This is a genomic window from Dictyobacter kobayashii (assembly GCF_003967555.1).
GTDB classification, from domain to species: Bacteria; Chloroflexota; Ktedonobacteria; order Ktedonobacterales; family Ktedonobacteraceae; genus Dictyobacter; species Dictyobacter kobayashii.
This window is the reverse complement of record NZ_BIFS01000002.1, coordinates 2,611,312-2,630,323: the sequence shown is the minus strand read 5'-3', so window position 1 is coordinate 2,630,323 and position 19,012 is coordinate 2,611,312. Positions and strand designations below refer to the sequence as shown.

General features: G+C 52.6%; 15 protein-coding genes and 3 pseudogenes. 10 read left to right on the top strand and 8 right to left on the bottom strand.

Features of this window, described 5'->3' with window-relative positions:
- Positions 1-204 precede the first annotated feature (204 nt).
- The 7 genes and pseudogenes from EL645_RS38010 to EL645_RS37985 all read left to right on the top strand — a co-directional run bounded on the left by EL645_RS38010 (position 205) and on the right by EL645_RS37985 (position 8,493).
- Positions 205-1,632 (top strand): DEAD/DEAH box helicase, encoded by a 1,428-nt coding sequence (locus tag EL645_RS38010; RefSeq protein ID WP_126557562.1) that lies wholly within the window; start codon positions 205-207, stop codon positions 1,630-1,632.
- Positions 1,633-2,883: a DUF790 family protein gene (locus EL645_RS38005; RefSeq protein WP_126557561.1), complete on the top strand. Its 1,251-nt coding sequence runs from the start codon at positions 1,633-1,635 to the stop codon at positions 2,881-2,883. It abuts the gene before it with no gap.
- Positions 2,884-3,119: 236 nt separating this feature from the next.
- On the top strand, positions 3,120-3,677 hold the full coding sequence (locus EL645_RS38000; protein WP_126557560.1) for a YggT family protein: 558 nt from the start codon (positions 3,120-3,122) through the stop codon (positions 3,675-3,677).
- A 168-nt stretch (positions 3,678-3,845) separates the two neighbouring features.
- Positions 3,846-4,859 carry a cupin domain-containing protein gene (locus EL645_RS37995; protein ID WP_218032274.1) on the top strand — a complete coding sequence of 338 codons (1,014 nt, stop codon included), beginning with the start codon at positions 3,846-3,848 and terminating at the stop codon, positions 4,857-4,859.
- Positions 4,860-4,930: 71 nt separating this feature from the next.
- Positions 4,931-5,071: a hypothetical protein gene (locus EL645_RS42060; RefSeq protein ID WP_218032273.1), complete on the top strand. Its 141-nt coding sequence runs from the start codon at positions 4,931-4,933 to the stop codon at positions 5,069-5,071.
- Between the two features lie 51 nt (positions 5,072-5,122).
- Positions 5,123-6,501 (top strand): annotated as a pseudogene (locus EL645_RS37990) (cytochrome P450).
- A 457-nt stretch (positions 6,502-6,958) separates the two neighbouring features.
- Positions 6,959-8,493 (top strand): annotated as a pseudogene (locus EL645_RS37985) (catalase).
- Positions 8,494-8,548: 55 nt separating this feature from the next.
- Here the strand turns inward: EL645_RS37985 and EL645_RS37980 are convergent.
- The gene (locus EL645_RS37980) at positions 8,549-9,649 is read right to left on the bottom strand and encodes a Gfo/Idh/MocA family protein (RefSeq protein WP_161978031.1); all 1,101 of its coding nucleotides are present in this window, start codon (positions 9,647-9,649) and stop codon (positions 8,549-8,551) included.
- Between the two features lie 399 nt (positions 9,650-10,048).
- The gene (locus tag EL645_RS37975; RefSeq protein ID WP_126557558.1) at positions 10,049-11,611 is read right to left on the bottom strand and encodes a DHA2 family efflux MFS transporter permease subunit; all 1,563 of its coding nucleotides are present in this window, start codon (positions 11,609-11,611) and stop codon (positions 10,049-10,051) included.
- 525 nt (positions 11,612-12,136) lie between these two features.
- Between EL645_RS37975 and EL645_RS37970 the strand changes: the two are divergent.
- A pseudogene (locus tag EL645_RS37970) lies at positions 12,137-13,647 on the top strand (MFS transporter).
- Positions 13,648-13,717: 70 nt separating this feature from the next.
- Here the strand turns inward: EL645_RS37970 and EL645_RS37965 are convergent.
- The 3 genes from EL645_RS37965 to EL645_RS44980 all read right to left on the bottom strand — a co-directional run bounded on the left by EL645_RS37965 (position 13,718) and on the right by EL645_RS44980 (position 16,539).
- Positions 13,718-14,437, bottom strand: a complete 720-nt coding sequence (locus EL645_RS37965; RefSeq protein ID WP_126557557.1) for a response regulator — start codon at positions 14,435-14,437, stop codon at positions 13,718-13,720.
- Between the two features lie 47 nt (positions 14,438-14,484).
- Positions 14,485-15,780, bottom strand: a complete 1,296-nt coding sequence (locus EL645_RS37960; protein ID WP_126557556.1) for a sensor histidine kinase — start codon at positions 15,778-15,780, stop codon at positions 14,485-14,487.
- Positions 15,781-16,413: 633 nt separating this feature from the next.
- Positions 16,414-16,539, bottom strand: a complete 126-nt coding sequence (locus EL645_RS44980; protein WP_281276471.1) for a hypothetical protein — start codon at positions 16,537-16,539, stop codon at positions 16,414-16,416.
- 34 nt (positions 16,540-16,573) lie between these two features.
- Between EL645_RS44980 and EL645_RS37955 the strand changes: the two genes are divergently transcribed.
- Positions 16,574-16,909: a glycosyltransferase family 39 protein gene (locus EL645_RS37955; RefSeq protein ID WP_126557555.1), complete on the top strand. Its 336-nt coding sequence runs from the start codon at positions 16,574-16,576 to the stop codon at positions 16,907-16,909.
- Between the two features lie 19 nt (positions 16,910-16,928).
- Entirely contained in the window at positions 16,929-17,813 is an 885-nt protein-coding gene (locus EL645_RS37950) for a hypothetical protein (RefSeq protein ID WP_126557554.1), read from the top strand.
- A 41-nt stretch (positions 17,814-17,854) separates the two neighbouring features.
- Here EL645_RS37950 and EL645_RS38950 read toward each other — a convergent pair whose 3' ends face one another.
- From EL645_RS38950 to EL645_RS37940, 3 genes are read right to left on the bottom strand one after another with little or no spacing between them, the layout of a single operon-like run.
- On the bottom strand, positions 17,855-18,094 hold the full coding sequence (locus EL645_RS38950) for a hypothetical protein (protein WP_136625367.1): 240 nt from the start codon (positions 18,092-18,094) through the stop codon (positions 17,855-17,857).
- Positions 18,075-18,602 (bottom strand): hypothetical protein, encoded by a 528-nt coding sequence (locus tag EL645_RS37945; protein ID WP_126557553.1) that lies wholly within the window; start codon positions 18,600-18,602, stop codon positions 18,075-18,077. Before EL645_RS37945 ends, EL645_RS38950 begins: the two co-directional genes overlap by 20 nt.
- Positions 18,599-18,880 (bottom strand): hypothetical protein, encoded by a 282-nt coding sequence (locus EL645_RS37940; RefSeq protein WP_126557552.1) that lies wholly within the window; start codon positions 18,878-18,880, stop codon positions 18,599-18,601. The genes EL645_RS37945 and EL645_RS37940 overlap by 4 nt, the downstream gene beginning before the upstream one ends.
- Positions 18,881-19,012 lie beyond the last annotated feature (132 nt).

Below are 19,012 nucleotides of genomic sequence, written 5' to 3'. Positions count from 1 at the left end.
TTATATTATTTCTGCAATCATTCTGTGCACATTTGCACCTCCCAACAAAACAGGTCAAAAATTACATAAATCATTTTGCTCAATTGCTGTATAAGCAATATATTTATATTGTTGCTGCAACGGTGCACAGCACCGTTGCAGCAACAATATAAATATAAGGTCGGGCGCGCATGCGCACGCACGCACACAAACGCAGCGATTCCCATGAAGCATGGGAATCGCCCCTCCCTCTATGGACAATTGCAAGCTGCTCTGCTATGTTATGGGAATGAAAGCATCGCTCTTCTTCCAGGGGGAACGCTGGTGTTGCAAGGCGTCCCGGAGACATTTGAGGCACCACCCCCGTTTCAGTTTGTGCACAATCGCTGGCGCTGTGAGGCCTACCATTATGCAGGTCTGCTTCCCTGGTTACAAGAAAACAAGCTTCGGAATCAGGTGGCGCGCTGGCAGCGGCTGAAGCTCTCCCTGCATGATCCTCGTGAGCCCCATGATTACCAGCTTGAGGCATTAGAGGCCTGGCTCGCAGCAGAAAAGCGTGGGAGTGTGGTTATTCCTACGGGCGCGGGTAAGACCTTCATCGCCCTGCATGCGATGCAGAAGGTAAATGCTTCGACCGTTGTCCTGGTCTCTACGGTGAGCTTGCTGTATCAGTGGTATGTGGTACTGACAAATATGTTCCAGACTGAGATCGGCGTCTATTATCACGCGGAGAAAAAGATTCTGCCCATCACTGTTACAACCTACCATTCGGCCGGAGACTTGATGGCCGAACATGGCAACGAGTTTCGGCTGTTGATCTGTGATGAGGTCCACCATCTGCCAGCCAAAACCTGGGGTGAGGCGGCCTTGATGACACCCGCTCCCTATCGGCTAGGCCTGACGGCGACGTATCCCGCAGAAGAGGAACAACTGGGGGAGCGCTGGCGGCTGGCTGATCTGCTGGGTCCGATTGTCTATACAAAGCGCATTGAGGAGCTACTGGGCAAACAGTTAGCAGACTATCGGACCCAGCGTATTCGCGTGAATCTCACACCCACCGAGCGGGCCGAGTACGATACGACCCACGATATTTATACTTCGTACATTCGGGAACGTCGCTTACGCAGCACCCATGGTCCCAACTGGCTGCACGAGCTCTTCCGCTTATCGGCCTTTGATACGCAGGCTCGCCAGGCTTTATTGGCCCGCCAACGTCTCTGGGAAATCATTGAGGGCTGCCAGGAAAAATTATCGATGTTAGAGCAGCTCCTGCGCGAGTACGCCCATGAGCGTATCCTGATTTTTACTGAGTCAAATGCGCTGGCTTACCAGCTCTCTCGCCAGTACCTGATTCCCGCTATTACCCACGAGACCGGAGTGGCTGAGCGTAAGCATATTTTGGAGTCTTTTCAGGCGGGTCACTATCGCGCCCTGATCACCGCCAAAGTCCTGAATGAGGGCATCGATGTACCTGAGGCCAAGGTGGCAATTGTCCTGGGCGGTAGCTCCAGTAAGCGCGAATATATTCAGCGCCTTGGCCGTATTTTGCGCAAGAAAGAGTTGAAGCAGGCGGTATTGTTTGAGATTCTGGCTCGTAAGACGATCGAGGAGAGTAAGGCTCAGCGTCGCCGTGTACCGAAAGAAGAATGCTGAATGTTGACGAGTGATCTGATCCGTCCCCTGTTGCGCTTTCAGGGTCAACATGTCTCGGTGGCACTGGTAGATCCGCAGGACGGTGCGCTACAGGCTACTGCGCAGGAGCTGATTGAGCTTTTTCGATCTCAGCTGGGACAACCACAAGAGTGTTGGGAACAGGCTCTGACTACCTATATCGGTCCACGCCTCGATTATATATTGGTGCGCGGGCTAGCCAAGGTGTTGACCGATGGCGCGACCTTTACGCCCGTTCAGGCCCCACATACGCCGACCGTGGTACGTGAGACGATGTTTGCCTATGGACCGGTCTTCTCCAGTAGCGACATGCTGCATCCGGTGTCACGCGAGGGTGTACTGCAATCGGTCGCCAGCAATTTGCAGCTCAGCGCTGATGATGTGGAGGAGTTACTATTTGCCGATCGGCACGCCTCATATCGTCTGAGCGATACAGGTCCCGACTGGACCCCTGTCTCACTGCTCGCGCGCTATAATCTGGAATTGACACGTGGCGTACTCTACTGGGCCTCTCAACTTACAATCGAGGTCTCCGATAACTATAAAGATCTCTGGAAATTTATCAAGCTATTTAAGCTGATGTTTGCGGCGCAGGCCAGGCCCGATGGTGGTTATCATATTGAGCTGGATGGTCCAATTTCTCCCTTTGTGGGCGCCACGCTGCGCTATGGACGGCAAATGGCCGCCTTTTTGCCCGCCCTCTTCCTGTGCCAACAATGGAAGATGCAAGCCACCGTCTATCCTCCCCAGGGACGGGGCGCGATGAACTATCAACTGGATGCCGCGAACAGCGATCTGCAATCCCATTTCAAACGCTCGGACACCTTTGATAGCCGCCTGGAAGCCGATTTCGCCGCTGATTTTGCCCAAAAAATTGGCGCGCGGCGCGGTAAATGGCGTCTCCTGCGTGAAACCGAGCTACTACTGCTGGGCGATACTGTGATGGTGCCTGACTTTGTACTGATCGATACACGTGACGAGCAGCGCCGCATCCTGGTTGAGCTGGTTGGCTTCTGGCATCCCGACTACCTGCGCCGCAAATTAGAAAAAGTACGGGCAGCTAACTGCTCGCATCTGCTCCTGCTCGTCTATAAGGGTCTGAACGTCACCGAAGAAGACTTCCAGGGTATTGCCAGCGAGGTACTCTTCTTCACCAACAAGCCAGTCATGAAAGATGTGATGCTCAAAGTAGAAGAGATGGCCCACCGTATTTATGGACCACCCTCTACATAATGACAGCCACCCTGCACCTCCTCTGGTTACGAACATGCTCAGCCACTCGTTACCACAACAGAGTATGTGCTCAAAAATATGCGGTGAGATGGAATACGTTTCTTTACAGCGACCTCATACGTATTATAAAAGAGCTTTTCCTTTATATCTACATGCTCTTATTCACTCGATGTATCAGGCATCAAAGATTTTGCTGACAGTTCCTGTCAGATAAATTTGACAAAGGAGGTCATTCAATGCCTAATCAGCCTTATTACAATAATGATCCTCAGTATCCTAATCAGCAACAGGGGTCATATCCTCCTTATCAGGACTATGATTCAACTACAGAGCAGAATATCAATCAGGGCAATGCCTATATGCAGCGCCAGCAGCAAACGTACCAGGACCCGGCAGGCAATCAGGTCCAGAAGCGGAAAGAGGTCTATCGCGACTTCAACCAGAGTATGATCAATACGCGCTACTGGATTACGTCGGTGATCTACTTCTTGCTGGGCGTGCTGGAGGTTGTACTGGGACTGCGCTTCCTCTTCCGCCTCTTTGGCGCTAGCGAGGCGAGCTCATTCATCAGATTCCTCTATGATCTTAGCCATCCCTTCGTCACCATTTTTAATGGTATCTTTAATGATCAGACGATCGGTAGCGCTGGCGTCTTTGAGATCTCGACTATTCTGGCCATGCTGATCTATGCTTTGATCGCCTGGGGCATTGTCTCCCTGGTTCGCGTCATCTTCTTCTCTAATGTTCCCAGCCGCCGCGAATATGTCACAACGCGCCGCCAGCGCCGCTCCTAATCAAACTTCCAATCACCTGCTACCCGCCTGCATGTGTAAATGCAGGCGGGTATTTCGCATTTCATGCCTTTACCTACATAGAAGCCTTGCTTAATACGTCAATAACGGTACAATTATGAATAGAGTCATGGATTTTTACTGTCACGACAAGGATGAAAGAGTACAGCCATGCCAACAGATCAGCAGATATTACAATTGGCCAGCCAGGCGTTTGATGAGGGGGAAGGCATTGTACGCCTGACCCCAACCTGGGTGCCGCGCGTCTTCTGTATACCCGGTCGCCGTTTACGCCTGCATTCTAGCGACCTGTATGCCTTCGGTGCTCATCGCGGCGGTATCGATGAGCGCTGGCTCGCATCGACCGTTAAGGCCGATAATGGTCCCTTGACCAGCGAGCATGAGGGTTTGAGCTTTATCGCCATCGATAAGCAGAGGGTGCTATTGCGGGATGCCCTGACGCTGCTCGGCACTGAGATATTGGGCGAGGAGGCCATTGCGCGCTATGGTGGCTGGGTCATGTTCAGTAAATTCTTCGATAATATGCATCCACTACCATTCCATATGCACCAGAATGATGAGCGGGCCGCCGACGTTGGACGCGTCGGGAAGCCTGAGGCCTATTATTTTCCGGCCCAGTATAATTTCGCCCTCGATGCTTTTCCCTATACTTTTTTCGGCCTGGAGCCCGGGACCACCAAAGACCAGGTCGTAGACTGCTTGAAACGCTGGGATGAGGGCGATAATGGCATCCTCCAGCTCTCAAAGGCCTATCGGCTGACCACTGGTACTGGCTGGGATGTGCCGACCGGTATACTCCATGCTCCGGGCACACTCTGTACCTATGAGCCGCAACGGGCCAGCGATGTCTCTTCCATGTGGCAGTCATTGATCGCCGATTTCCAGGTCATTGATCGCTCCATGCTGGTCAAAGATGTGCCCGAAGATAAATGGGAAGATTACGACTATATCCTGTCGCTCCTGGATTGGGAGGCCAATGTCGATCCACAGTTTAAAGAGCAGCGTTTCCATACGCCTATCGCGGCTCGGTCAGAGGATGAGATGCGGGCAGAAGGTTATGATGAGCGCTGGATCGTCTATGGCAGCGACTTCTTTAGCGCGAAAGAGGTCACCGTACAACCCGGCCGCAGCGTTACCTTGCGGGACGTGGGGCCTATGGCCTGATCTGCGTACAGGGTTATGGACGCATTGGCAAACACCCGATCTCCGCGCCCTCGCTGATCCGCTTTGGCGAGATGACCGAGGACGAGTTCTTTGTCTCCCTGCCAGCCGCCCAGCAAGGTGTCACCTTGAGCAACCACAGCTCAACCGAGCCCCTGGTCATCCTGAAACACTTCAATCCGGGCAACAGCGAGATGCCTTCATTATCGAAATAGTCCTGATGCCTGTTTTCCATCATTCATCAAAGATTCTGGAGTCAATATACAATGAGTAATCTGCCAGCGACATCGCTCCCGCCGGGTCCTAAAGGGTTACCGTTTGTGGGGAGTCTACTTGAATTTCAACGGCGGCCATTGAAATTCTTTCGGGAATTGGAGCGTAGCTATGGGGGTATGACCACCGTTATGGTTGGGAAACGCCCGGTCCTTTTTTGTTTCCGGCCCGAACATATTCGCTATTTTCTGGTTGAGCATCCACGCAACTTTATTAAGCCGGGCACGGCCACTGGCGCTGGACTGAAGCTCTTTCTAGGAGATGGTCTGCTGACCATCGATGGAGAACAGCATCGCCAGCAGCGTCGCCTGGTACAGCCAGCCTTCCATAAGCATCGCGTGGATAGCTATGCGACCACCATGACGCGCTACGCACAGGAGATGCTAGATTCCTGGCGCCCTGGCTCAGTAGTCAATATGGCCAGCGAGATGCAGTATCTGACCCTGCGCATCATTACCAAGACGCTCTTCGATGTCGATTCGATTGAGCAGACCAAACAACTGGGCCATGCCTTTGATGTCGTTATCAGCAATGGCCCACAACGCACATCGTTGATGGGGATCTTTACTCCCTCGCCCTCGCTCTCCGCGCAACGCGAGCAGGAAAAAGAGACACAGGTGATCGATACATTTATCTATGGCTTGATCGAGCAGCGACGGCGAGCAGATCATGATACCGGTGATGTGCTCTCGATGTTGCTGGCAGCCCAGAAAGATGAGGCCGGGCAATGTCGGATAAACAGATCCACGATCATGTGCTGACCTTTGTGGCGGCCGGCCATGAGACGGCCCAGAATACATTATCCTGGACTCTGTATCTGCTTTCACAGCATCCACATGTGCGCGCCAAACTACTGGCCGAGCTACAAACAGTGCTGGCAGGTCGGACCCCTACTCTGGACGATTTGCCAGCCTTACCCTACCTGGAAAGTGTCATCAATGAGGCCTGGCGCTTCTATCCACCAGCCTGGCGGCAGGCACGCATGGCCCTGGAGGATTTCGAGTTGGATGGCTATCACATTCCAGCAGGGACAATTGCGATCCTCAGCCAGTGGGTGGTACACAATTTGCCGGACATCTGGGGTGATCCTGAAAATTTCAGGCCCGAGCGCTGGGATAAGCAGCAGGGGCAGCAGATTCCGCAGGGAGCCTACTTCCCCTTTGGCCTGGGACCCCGCATCTGTATCGGGATGCCTTTCGCGCAGTTGGAAACAAAGCTCTTGCTGGCCACCATTCTCCAGCGCTATGTGCCACAGCTGGCACCCGGCGCACGCATCGTTTTTCAGCCATTGGTGACGCTACGCCCCCGGTATGGTATGCCGATGCGCCTGGAAGCTAACGATACACTTATCCCTGTTGCTCAAGAGGTTTAGCTACTACACCGCTGGCCGGGATGCGGTGCAGCGTATGAAACCGAAATTATTAAATGAGAGTAAACACTATATAGCTTAATTACCTGATGTTTGTAAACGATGCGTCTAAATGTAGTCAAACCGTTATAGTTAAACCATCACCCCACACCAAAAGCAGTTTAAACAGGTCGGTGATAATCATTTAAACTCACCAGGAATTTTACGCTCAGAGTATATTCTTGCATCTCGACATGATTATCTGCTAGAATGAAATGAGGCCTGTAACATTTTGAAACAGGGTGCTCAGGGTTTAGAAAATTACAACCGGTTAATACTGAGACTAGCGCGCATTATACATGGATATACATGGAAATGTTTGCAGCCTTATCCCAAAGGCCTCAGCAAGCAGGTCAGATTCACGATATATGAATCGATCCTAGGAAAAAGACATCGTGCTGTAGCAATTCGCCTGATACAAATGCTTCAACCGGTGCCATATAGTAAATTGGAGGTAGAAGTGAGCGACAATTTTGAAAAACGACCACCCGTTACTACCACTGATGCTGGCATTCCCGCGACCAGTGATGAATATTCGCTCTCGGTAGGTCCTAATGGACCCCTGGTCTTACAAGACCATTACGTCATCCAGAAGATGGCTCAGTTTAACCGCGAGCGCGTACCAGAACGTGTTGTGCATGCCAAAGGAAGTGGAGCATTTGGCTATTTCGAGGTCACTGCGATGTCACACAATGGACCAGCGCGGCCTTCCTTAACCAGGTCGGCAAGCGTACACCTGTGCTGGCACGCTTCTCTACCGTGGCCGGTGAATTAGGTTCGGCTGATACAGTACGCGATCCTCGTGGCTTCGCCCTTAAGTTCTATACCGAACAGGGTAACTACGATCTGGTCGGTAACAATACACCGATCTTCTTTGTGCGCGACCCTTCAAAATTCCAGGACTTCATCCATTCGCAGAAGCGCATGCCAGATACAGATATGCGTAGCAACAATGCGCAGTGGGATTTCTGGTCCCTGTCTCCCGAGGCGATTCACCAGGTAACATTCCTGATGTCTGATCGCGGCACTCCACGTACCTACCGCCATATGAATGGCTATGGTAGCCACACCTTTATGTGGATCAATGCAAGCGGCGAGAAGTTCTGGGTCAAATATCACTTTAAAACCGCACAGGGCATTGAGAACTTCACCGATGCCGATGCCAAAGCCATGGTCTCACAGGACCCTGACTACCATCGTCGCGACCTGCGCGAGTCGATCAATAAAAAGGACTTCCCGGTCTGGAATCTGGAAATGCAGATCATGCCATTTGCGGATGCGACCAATTATCGCTTCAATCCGTTTGATCTGACCAAGGTCTGGCCACACAGCGATTATCCACCCATCCAGGTTGGTCGCCTGGTGTTGGACCGCAATCCAGAGAATTTCTTTGCCGAGATCGAGCAGGCCTCGTTTGAGCCTTCCAATATGGTCCCTGGCATTGGACCCAGCCCGGACAAAATGTTGCTCGGTCGTCTCTTTAGCTATCCCGATACACATCGCTATCGCATTGGACCCAACTACCTGCAGTTGCCAGTCAACCAGCCGCATAACGAGGTTCATAGCTATAATAAAGACGGCGCCATGCGCTATCGCCATAACGGCAACCAGCCTGTCTATGCACCAAATAGCTTTGGTGGTCCAAAGGCCGATCCCAGCATCATCGAGCCCAGTTGGGAGTCCAACGGCGAGCTTGTCCGCAGCGCCTACACGTTGCATGCGGAAGATGACGATTTCGGTCAGGCCGGTACCCTCTATCGCAAGATTCTGTCACAGACTGATCGGGACCACCTGGTCAGCAACATCGTTGGTCATATGGGCCAGGATGTCGATCCTGCGATCCAGGAACGCGCCATTAAGCTCTGGCTCCAGGTTGATCAGGACCTCGGTAGCCGCATCGCTCAGGGCCTCGGTGTCAGCGTAGCTCCACCGCTCGAAGGCGCACAGCGCTCATAAGAACCATAAACAACACACAGGCGAAGGGGAAGCAGCTGCTTCCCCTTCGCTTTTTTTATTCTCCCCAGGCCACCGTTTGTGGCTGCTGTGTATTGGCGCAGTCGTAGATGGCCCGAACGCAGGAGAAGTTGAAGACGGCCTGCTCATTAACTACAGCCGGCGAGTCCTGGCCGTGTACGCGCTGGTAGAAGTAGTGGAGCGGCTTCTCCAGGAAGGGCACATGTCCTTGATAAGATGTGGCGAAGGAGATCGTCTTTGTTTCGGCCTGCCCATGGCGATCATACGTATGGGCCAGAAATTTTCTGGCTCTTAAGCTCGGCCAGTCCCAGCGTATCGCTCCATTGAGACCACTTATCTCAATATCAGCCCGCTCCGTACTATGGGTGCCAGAGGCTCGCTCGTAGCTCATAATAAAGTTGGAGCCGTCCTGCAAATGATAGCGCAGGGTGGCGCCCGCATGTTGCTCGACATCGTTGACGACACTATCCGGCAACGAGAGCGCGGTAACAGGATCGCTCAGCCAGGCGTTGAGGACATCAATACGCAGGGGCTGGAAGAGCCGATTGAGGAGGCTAAATTCGTAGGGGGCGCGATCCATCAAGGTGCCGCCACCGCATTTGGCTTGATCCAGGAACCAGTGGGTTTCAGGCTGATATTCGATGCCAGGCCGATTGCGTTGCTCAAGAAAAGTAAAACGCACATGATAGATATGACCCAGGATCTCTTCTCGCAACAGGCGGCGCGTCTCCTCAAATGGAGACCAGCCAAAATAGCGCACGCTACAACAGCCGAGCAGGCGTTGCTGTTCCCGCGCCAGCGCCAGCATAGCACGAGCCTCTGCTCGATCCATGGCCAGTGGTTTCTCACAGAGTACATGGCGCCCGGTCCTCAAGGCGGCACAGGCCAGTTCATAGTGGGTAAATGGCGGCGTCGCAATTACCACAATATCATTTTCAGCGGCAGGTTCAGCCAGCATAGTAGCGGCATCAGCAAAGGTTTGAGCGTGGGGGAACTGTTTGGTAAAAGCGGCCAGCATAGCCGCATTAGGATCGGCGACGGCCAGCTGGATATCTTCGGCGGCGGGCAAACCTTTGATGGCGGCGGCATGTGTGCGCGCAATCATGCCAGCTCCAATTAAATAGATCCTTTGTGTCATGAAGGCAGGTTTCTTTCTTCGTCTGGGAGCACAACTATGAGAGTTCTTCCCAAGCACAAGCACGAGAAGCATTCCTATGTATTGTATCTTCTCTCATAACTAAAAATCTATGGCTAGAAAAAACATAATATGACTGCATCAAAGAGAAAATTTGTGACTCTCCGTCCTTCCGGGGGAAGGACGGAGAGGGAGAGTTGCGAGGACTGGCATGCCCCCAGCATGCCTGCCATCGCGCTCCGTCAGGGGCTGCCGCCCCTGCACCCCGCTTTCCCCCCAAAAGACGGAGAGCCAAATTTGTAAGGGACCGGTGCAAGGAGGGAAGAAAAGTGCGCGATCGATGGAAGAAAATGGTCGTTGGAGATAAATCCAACGACCATTTCATACTGCGCAGGGGCGCTATTAAGCGACCTCGGTTGGCATTGGCTGCTCGACGGCAGGAGCTGCTTTTTTGGACGAGGTCTGGTATTTGCCAGGCCAGCCAGGGAGGAAGAGCGAGAGTAAGATGGCGACGACGGCAATCGCAAAGGTGGCCAGGTAGGCATGCTGCAGGCCGGTAATGTACTGATTCTGGAACTGGTGGATGCCGTTCAGGGCCGCCTGGCGTACAGCCGGTGGCAGCTTCGAGAGGTCGGCGCCACTCGGGATATTCCTGGGCATACTTAGTGTAATGGCGCTGGTCAGGATAGTGGCCAGCACGGCAACGCCGATCGATTGCATGGTCTGGCGTGTGGCCTGGACCAGTGGCGTGGCACGATTGAGGCGCGCCATGGGTACATCGAGCAGGGCCGCCACCTGGCTATTCTGGATGATCAAGCCGACCGCGATACCACGCAGGACCAGCAAGAAGATGATGAAATTGATACTTGTATCTATAGTGATCTCTGAGAGCTGAAAAGTATTATAAGCAATCAGCAAGAAACCAATGACGATCGGCACACGGGGACCGATGCGGTCGGTGATCCGGCCACTGATAAAACTGGAGAAGGCCGAAGCAATCGCCAGGGGCAACAGGATCAATCCAGCCTGGAAGGCGGTCTGGCCGCGCAAGATCTGCAGGTAGAGCGGTAACAGGAACTCAGCACCAAAGAGGGCGATGGTACCAACCATACTGGCGACGTTGGCAATCGCAAAGCTAGGAATTCCATACAGGCGCAGGTCCAGCAAAGGATCGGGCGAGCGCAACTCAACCACAGCAAAGAGGGCCAGGGCCAGCAGGCCGATCACCAGGCCCGCAATAACGCGTATATCGGTCCAGCCCGCACCTTGCTCACCAGCGATTGAGGTAGCAAACAGGATCGCGCCAAAACCCAGCGCCGAGAGGATGATACCCGGAATGTCAGCCCGAATTTTCGCTGAACCCGGGGCTTCATGTAAGAAGAGGGTACCGATAGTCAGGCCGATGATACCAATCGGGATATTCAAAAAGAAGATCCAGGACAACAGGTTGTTGTCGACCAGCCAGCCGCCCAGGAGCGGGCCAATGGCAGGGGCAAAGACCAGTACAATACCAAAGATACCAAAGGCGGCTCCACGTTCACGCGGCGGAAAGGCGCGGAATAGCAGGGCGGTACCCAACGGCAAAGAGATACCACCACCGATACCTTGAATAGCACGCGCGGCAATCAGCAAGGTCAGTGACGGCGCAAGGCCACACAGGATTGAACCCACTACAAACAAGACCAGCCCGCTCAGATAGATGCGCTTAATACCAAAGCGATCACCCAGAAAGCCTGAGAGCGGCGTGGCAATACCCAATGCCAGTGTATACAGGCTGATAACCCACTGGGCCTCGCTGGTGGAGACCGAATAATGCTGCTGCAAGGTCTTCAGGGCGACATTAATGACGGTTGAGTCCAGGATGACCATAAAAAGACCAGTTACAACGGTCGCGAGCACACGCCATTTATAACCAGGATCGTTCGCGCTTTGAGATGGCTGCGATAAATTCGCATTCGCCTCCATGGTGCTTGCTCCTTATCAGTTGATAAATAAAACATAAAAATAAATGATTAGATCATACAAAGAGCACGGTTTAATGTACGTAAGAAAGACGTGCATGCTCTACTATCTGGGTACTCTCTTACTGATCAATTTTTTATCAAGCGATAAAAATATAAGGCCTGCCTCACCAATTGTCAAGTTCGAATGTTCGCCTGCAAAGCTTTTTCATGTCCCTCTTTGACGCCTGCGGCGCCGGGTTGGGAGTGTGATGTGTGCGTGGTGGGCGCCTGCGGCCGCTCACCACGCACACATCACACTAGAAAGAATGGATATAAAAATTGTTGAATTTGAAACCGCTCATAAGTTGTACTACGTATACCAAGCACGTGGGAACATTTTATCTATAGATAAAATAGACACATCCATTTAGTCCAAGTAGTGTAGTTAAGCTCTACCTACACCCACATTATAGATGCAGTAATTTATTAAAACGTTGCATCACTTATTCTCTTCATCATCTTGATAGCGCAATGGAGCCATATAATCATGAATGAGACGACTCAAACGACTGATGCAGTCGAAACAGACGTCCCGGCCAGGATGGATCGACTTCCCTGGAGTCGCTGGCATTGGCTGGTAGTTGTAGCGCTGGGCATTACCTGGATTCTGGACGGGCTTGAGGTTACTATTGTTGGTTCGATTGCCAGTGTGCTAAAAGAGCCACAGACCTTGAATTTGTCCGATGTTCAGGTGACAGGCGCAGGTACGACATATCTGATTGGTGCAGTTGTTGGCGCCCTTGTCTTTGGTCGTTTGACCGATAAGTGGGGCCGCAAAAAATTATTCATGCTTACTCTGTCGCTTTACCTGATTGCGACGATAGCAACGGCATTTTCCTTCAACTTTTACTGGTTTATCATCTGCCGCTTTATCACTGGCGCTGGCATTGGCGGCGAATATGCAGCTATCAACTCAGCCGTTGATGAGCTGATCCCGGCCGTGCACGCGGCTGGACAGATATCGTGATCAACAGTACATGGTGGGTCGGCACAGCCTTTGGAGCGGCCCTCACAGGCGTGTTGCTCAGTCCGGCCATCTTCCCGGTTAACCTGGGCTGGCGTCTGACCTTTGCCCTGGGTGCCATCCTGGGATTAGGTATCCTGCTGGTACGACGCTTTGTACCCGAGAGTCCACGCTGGCTGATGATGCATGGGCGCTTCGATGAGGCCGATCAGGTGGTCTCTGAAATAGAACAAAAGGTCATGCATGAGGGTAAGCTGGATAAGCTACCTGAGCCAGAGGGAAAGCTGAGCATCCGGCCACAGGGTACGGTCACCTTTGGGCAGATCGCCAAAACCATGATCAAGACGTATCCCAAGCGCTCATTGCTGGGTTTCTCATTGATGATCGGACAGGCCTTCCTCTACAATGCGATCACCTTCTCTTACGGTTTGATCTTTACCACCTTTATGAAAGTGCCGAACAGCAGTGTGCCCTTCTACATGATTGCCTTCGCCATTGGCAATATTGTGGGTCCGCTAACACTTGGACGCCTCTTTGATACGGTGGGCCGCCGCAAGATGATTAGTTCTACCTACATCATCTCTGGTGTACTCTTTGCCATCACCGGCTGGCTCTTTGCCCAGGGTATCTTGAACGCACTGACCCTGACCATCTGCTGGTCGATCGTCTTCTTCTTTGCCTCATCAGGTGCCAGCTCGGCCTACCTGACGGTCAGTGAGATCTTCCCCCTGGAGACGCGTGCGATGGCGATTGCGTTCTTCTATGCGATCGGAACGGCAGTGGGAGGTTCTTTAACACCTCTCTTCTTCGGCTTCTTGATCCAGACCCATAGTACCTGGATCGTTTTCTACGGCTTCTTACTTGGTGCGGTCCTGATGGTCGCCGCCGGTATCGTGGCTATCTTCTTTGGCATTGATGCCGAAGGAAAATCGCTAGAAAACATCGCGCAACCACTCTCGGCTGAAGGAGACCAGTCTTCCCAGCAAGAGGAGGCAGGTTCACTCCCTGGTTCTAAGAATGCCAGTCTGCAATAACTATCAATGTCTATGAAGAAAGCCACCCAGAATAGCCTGGGTGGCTTTCTTCATAGACATTCGGATAAACCTACAGCAACGAGTGTTCACGAGCATACAGGGCGGCCTGGGTCCGATCGCGCAAGCCCAGGCGACTGAGGATATTCGAGATATGATTTTTGACCGTTCCTTCGCTGATTACCAGCCTTATGGCAATTTCTCGATTGGTAGCGCCCTGTGCGATCTGGCGCAACACCTCGATTTCACGCTCAGTCAATCCAGTCTGTGACCAGGATTTAGCAGGATGATTGGACGGCTCTTTCGCGGCTCCGGCGGGATCGGGGGCAGTAATCTTTGTCTTTGAGGCTTGCAAACCAGTCATCACTCGGCTCATGACAACTGCATCTAGCTGATAGATACCGCGCTGCACCGCCTGCACTGCCTGCGCCAGGTCGTGGGCGGGAATATCTTTGAGTAAGTAACCACTGGCTCCCACGCGCAAGGCTTCAAACACGTATTCCTCATCGTCAAAGGTGGTCAACATCAGAATTTTACAATCAGGAAGCTGCAGACGAATCTTCATGGTGGCCTGCACCCCATCCATCACCGGCATACGTACATCCATCAGGATGACCTGCGGCCGCTCAAGCAGGGCACGCTCTAATGCTTCCTGTCCATTGGCGGCGGTCCCAATCACCTCAATGCCATCCTGAATACTCAACAGAGAGGCGATCCCTTCGCGCATCAATTGCTGATCATCAACAATGAGCACGCGTACCGCTCTATCTCGTTCATGTTGTTGGCCATCCATACATTTTATCCCTTAATATATCTACCGCGATCGATATTCATACTGGCTCAGGAAAATGCTCTAGGAATTGATGCCAGGATACAGGTGCCCTCACCAGGCATACTCTCTATCTGCAGGCTACCTCCAATTAGTTCCAGACGCTCACGTGCGCCTTGCAGCCCGTAATTGCTGGCGCGGCCTGGCAATAAAGCTGCCAGGGTGTGTGGATCAAAACCACGACCAGTATCCTGGATGCGCAGGGTGGCAACAGTTTCATCAAAACAAATCAGGATCTGCGCGCTACACTCACCAGCATGTTTCTGCATATTGGTCAGGCCCTCCTGCAGCACCCGGTAGAGGGTCAGTTGCACCTGGCGCGAGTAGCTGACTTCATTGCCAGTAATGATAAGCTCCAGTTCTAATTGCCTGGAACGCAAACGTTCCACTAGCTCTGTGGCAGCCGGCATGAAAAGGAACGTTTCTGAATGTTCACGCAGGGTACTCACCGAACGCCGAACATCCTGGAGAGCTTCGCTGGCCATACGCTTGGCTGCCAGGGTGGCCTGCTCGGCCTGCTGGCGATCGCGATCCTGGAAAGAAAGAGACTTCTCCAGTTGTACATTGATGATGGTGAGATAGTGACCCAGGCTATCATGGATATCACGCGCCAGGCGATTGCGTTCCCGCATGGTGGCCAGTTCTTCTACCTGCTCGGCATAGACCTGCAACTGGCGATGGGCCTCCCCCTGCTGCCGATGCGCCTCCTCTAAAGCTATCAATAAGCCCTCGCTGCGCAGGCGGCTGGCTTTCTCTTTCATTAGAACATGCACGACCGCCAGGGCTAAAAACAAGAGGATACCGAACAGGATACTATCATGAATTTCATAGGGATTGTATAACCAGCCAGGCACGTCTAGCAGGTGGTGCAGGATATAGTCCACACAGGCCAGGCCGGCCAGCAGGGAGGCAACCACAGCTCCAAAATACCAATACCCCAGTAGCGGGATGAAAACCGCCAGGGTGGGAGAAAACGCGGCACCATCCAGCCAGGCAATCGCCTCGTATATTACCATCCTCAAGACTATAAGAATAATAGCCGCCTTGTGTGGAGTATCCTCTCCATATAAGCGAAATTCCAGACGATCCAGCCCCAATAAGAATAAAACGGCCCCACCCATCAAAATCATCCGCCACCACTCTCCCTGATATTTCTGACCCGATACGAAGTAGACCAGAAATGGTAGCAGCACGCTTAGATAGAAACCCGTCGAGACCAGGTAAAAGGGGCGGGGCATCAGCCAGCGGGCCAGCGACATTGCTGGTCGATCTTGTCTCCCTCGCACTGCATGGAAATCTGTTTGCATGGTCTTCTCATTTATCTGAATAGAGCAATGGAAGTGCCCAAATTATCAGCCAGATACTATGTTCTACTGCTATAGCCTAGCATACCAGATAAGCACGATTTCAGACAATATGTAGTTCAGGACTTTTTACTGTTCGCCAGAGATCGCAGGGAGATCACAAGCTAGCGATGCAACGGACATTCTTTCCTGTGTGGAGTGTGTGTGCTGGGCTGCTGCGGCAGCCCAGCACACACACTCCACACCCAACCCGGCGCCGCAAGCGCCAAAGAGGAACATTACAAAACCCTGGGTGTGGTAGAGAGATAGCCAGAAGTCATGTGACCTCTGGCTATCTCTCGCCTGGATTGTTGCAGGAAAAGACCTTACCTTTGAATGGCTAAGATAGGTAACACTACATACATGCTTTTCCGCTTTTACATCTATACTCAAAACAGGCTTTATAAGATTGTCGTTCGCCATCAGGGGTAAAATAATGCTGCAATATCAATCAACACAGCCTGTAAAACAGGGGAGATTGTCTTATCGAGATATACTGTTCAGCACGAATGCGTTACTCTGCTACCTGGCACTGCTGGACTTTAGTGTGCATCTGCTCTGCGCTAATAACTATGGGTATTTCCGCGATGAGCTGTATTATATGGCGATGGGCAACACCTGGCCTTTGGCTATGTGGATCAACCGCCGCTGATTGGCTGGCTGGCGGCCCTGGTCCATATCCTCTTCGGGATTCGCTGGTGGCCATTCATATCCTTCCGTCATTGATGGGTGCCTGCCTGGTCTTTCTGGCTGCTATATGGCACGTACGTTGGGAGGAGGACGCTTTGCCCAGTGCCTGGCCGCGCTAAGCGTGCTGGTCGCGGTGACATATATGGCTGAAACCTCTCTTTTCACCTATGATTTGCCGGACGTGCTCTGCTGGGCTCTGGGCGCTTTTGTCTTTATGCACATTATCAAAAAGCAGCAACCTCGTCTCTGGCTGCTCTTTGGCTTGATCGCTGGCCTGGGGCTACTCACTAAAATGACCATGCTCTTTTTCGGCTTCGCCCTGGTAATCGGGCTGCTACTGACATCGGCGCGCACCACTTTTCGTTCACCCTGGCCCTGGCTCGGGGCGTGCTCGCGCTCCTGATTTTCTCACCCTACATACTTTGGAATGCGCTGCACGGCTGGCCAACCCTGGACTTTCTACACCACTATGGAGGATTATCGGATCGGGGCCTGTAAGTTTTCTGCTCAATCAATTGCTGAGCATCAATATATTCAATCTACCACTCATCATTGCCGGGCTTATATTCTACTTTCGTAGCTCGGCGGGAAAAGCATATCGGGCGCTGGGCTGGGCCTTTATTGTGCTCTACCTGCTCTTCACCATTACTAACGCCAAACCTTACTTTCTGGCACCAGCCTATCCGTTCCTGCTGTCGGGCGGAGCCGTCATCTGTGAGCAAGCCTGGCGCAAATGGCTTAAGCGAACCTACGTTATCGCACTGAGTTTGAGTGGGCTGCTGTTCGCTCCCATGGCGCTACCAATGCTGCCACCAGCTACTTTTGAGCATACCTATAGTGTTTTAACTGCCGCAGGCAATGGTGGCGCTGGACAGCATAGCGGGGGAATTTTCCCCCAATACCTGGGCGATCGCTTTGGGTGGGAGGAGATGGCGCAAACGCTGGCCAGGGCCACTCAACAGTTGCCAGCCGGTCAGCGCGCTCAGGCATGTATCTACGCCAGCAACTATGGCGAGGCGAGTGCGCTGACCTTTTATAGGGCGACGTATCATCTACCACCGGTCATTAGCGGCCACAACAATTACTACCTCTGGGGGCCCGGCCAATGCAGCGGAACAGTGTTGATCACCATCGGAGAAGCGCCCTCATTCCTTCAACAGGAATGGAGCAGTGTGAAAACAGTTGACACCTATCGCTGCCATTATTGTATCGCCGCTGAGGACCAGTTGCCGGTCACCATCTGCACACAACCAAAATTCTCCGGCTCACTATCCCACATCTGGTCCAGGCTGAAGTTCTTTGGCTAGTACAGGCAGGCCACATACCAGTTCAGACTCCTCCCACGCTATCACTGCAAGCGTGGGGAGTGCTGTTCGAGTAATTCATTTTCGAGTCGCTGCCAGACCATCAGGTCAGCCTGCGCGTTATCCACTGGGCGATTGTTGCTGGCGGCCTCTAAGATGGTACTGACCATCAATTGGCGAAAACGGGAAAAGGATTCTTTTTGCTCCTCGTAGAAAGGCATGACCTCAAGCGCTATCTGTTCTGGCTCATAAAAGTCATCATCGCTAAAGGCCAGCGCGAGCAAGTCGGCATAGCGCTGATGAGGTCGACTGCGGAGTAGTTGGCTTCGACGCTGCGAGAGAAAATAGTTGCTTCGACGCTGGCAACGACAAAAACACCAGCGATACGCCCACAATAGAGTATGGATAAATAGCGATGCTGCGCTCATAGGTTATCCGCGAAATCGACAAGCGATAATGCTCCTCATCCAGATCCTGCACCACCCCTGGTCGATACGAGGTAACCACGCTACCCGCCAGCGATTCCGCTCCCAGAAACATAGCCTCTTGCTCAAGATTGCCCTTCCAGGGAGTGGTGCCCAGACCGACGCTTTCGCGCATGCTACGCACCTTTTGCAGTGGACCCGATGGCGGCATGCAACGGGCCACCCAGACCGACATACCACGGCGCTCGGGGTCCAGTTGTCCAATCGCCTGCTGGAGTATAAGGTTGCAGAGGGACCAGAAGCGCAGGTTGACACTGGTAGTGGCGCGCGCCATAAAAATCTGGGTATAAAACTCGGGCAAGATCATCTCAGCCTGAGGTTTTCCTCTATCAGAGACACTCTGGTCAGTTTGTTCTCGTGACGTAATAGAGCATACATCTGCTCATGATATTGGGTAGGCAAGGTGTTGATTAAATGACGCAAGTTTTGTGGACGAGGATCAGATTTACCCGTGATCCAGCGCGTCAGGGTAACCGGCGAAATACCCAAAGCATCAACCAAATTCAATTTTATTTTCTCATCCTGGATAATCTGCGCCAGCAGATCACGCAGTATGTATTCAGATGACCATTGCTTTGGAAGCACCTCTCTCTTGCGGATCGGTCATTCTGGTGCCTGGTGCAGCGAGGAGACACGTGGCGGTATTCTCTCCACGCACTGAAAGATTCTGCTTGATTTTATCCATCTTCTCTCCCCAAGGATAGGTTATTTAAAAGT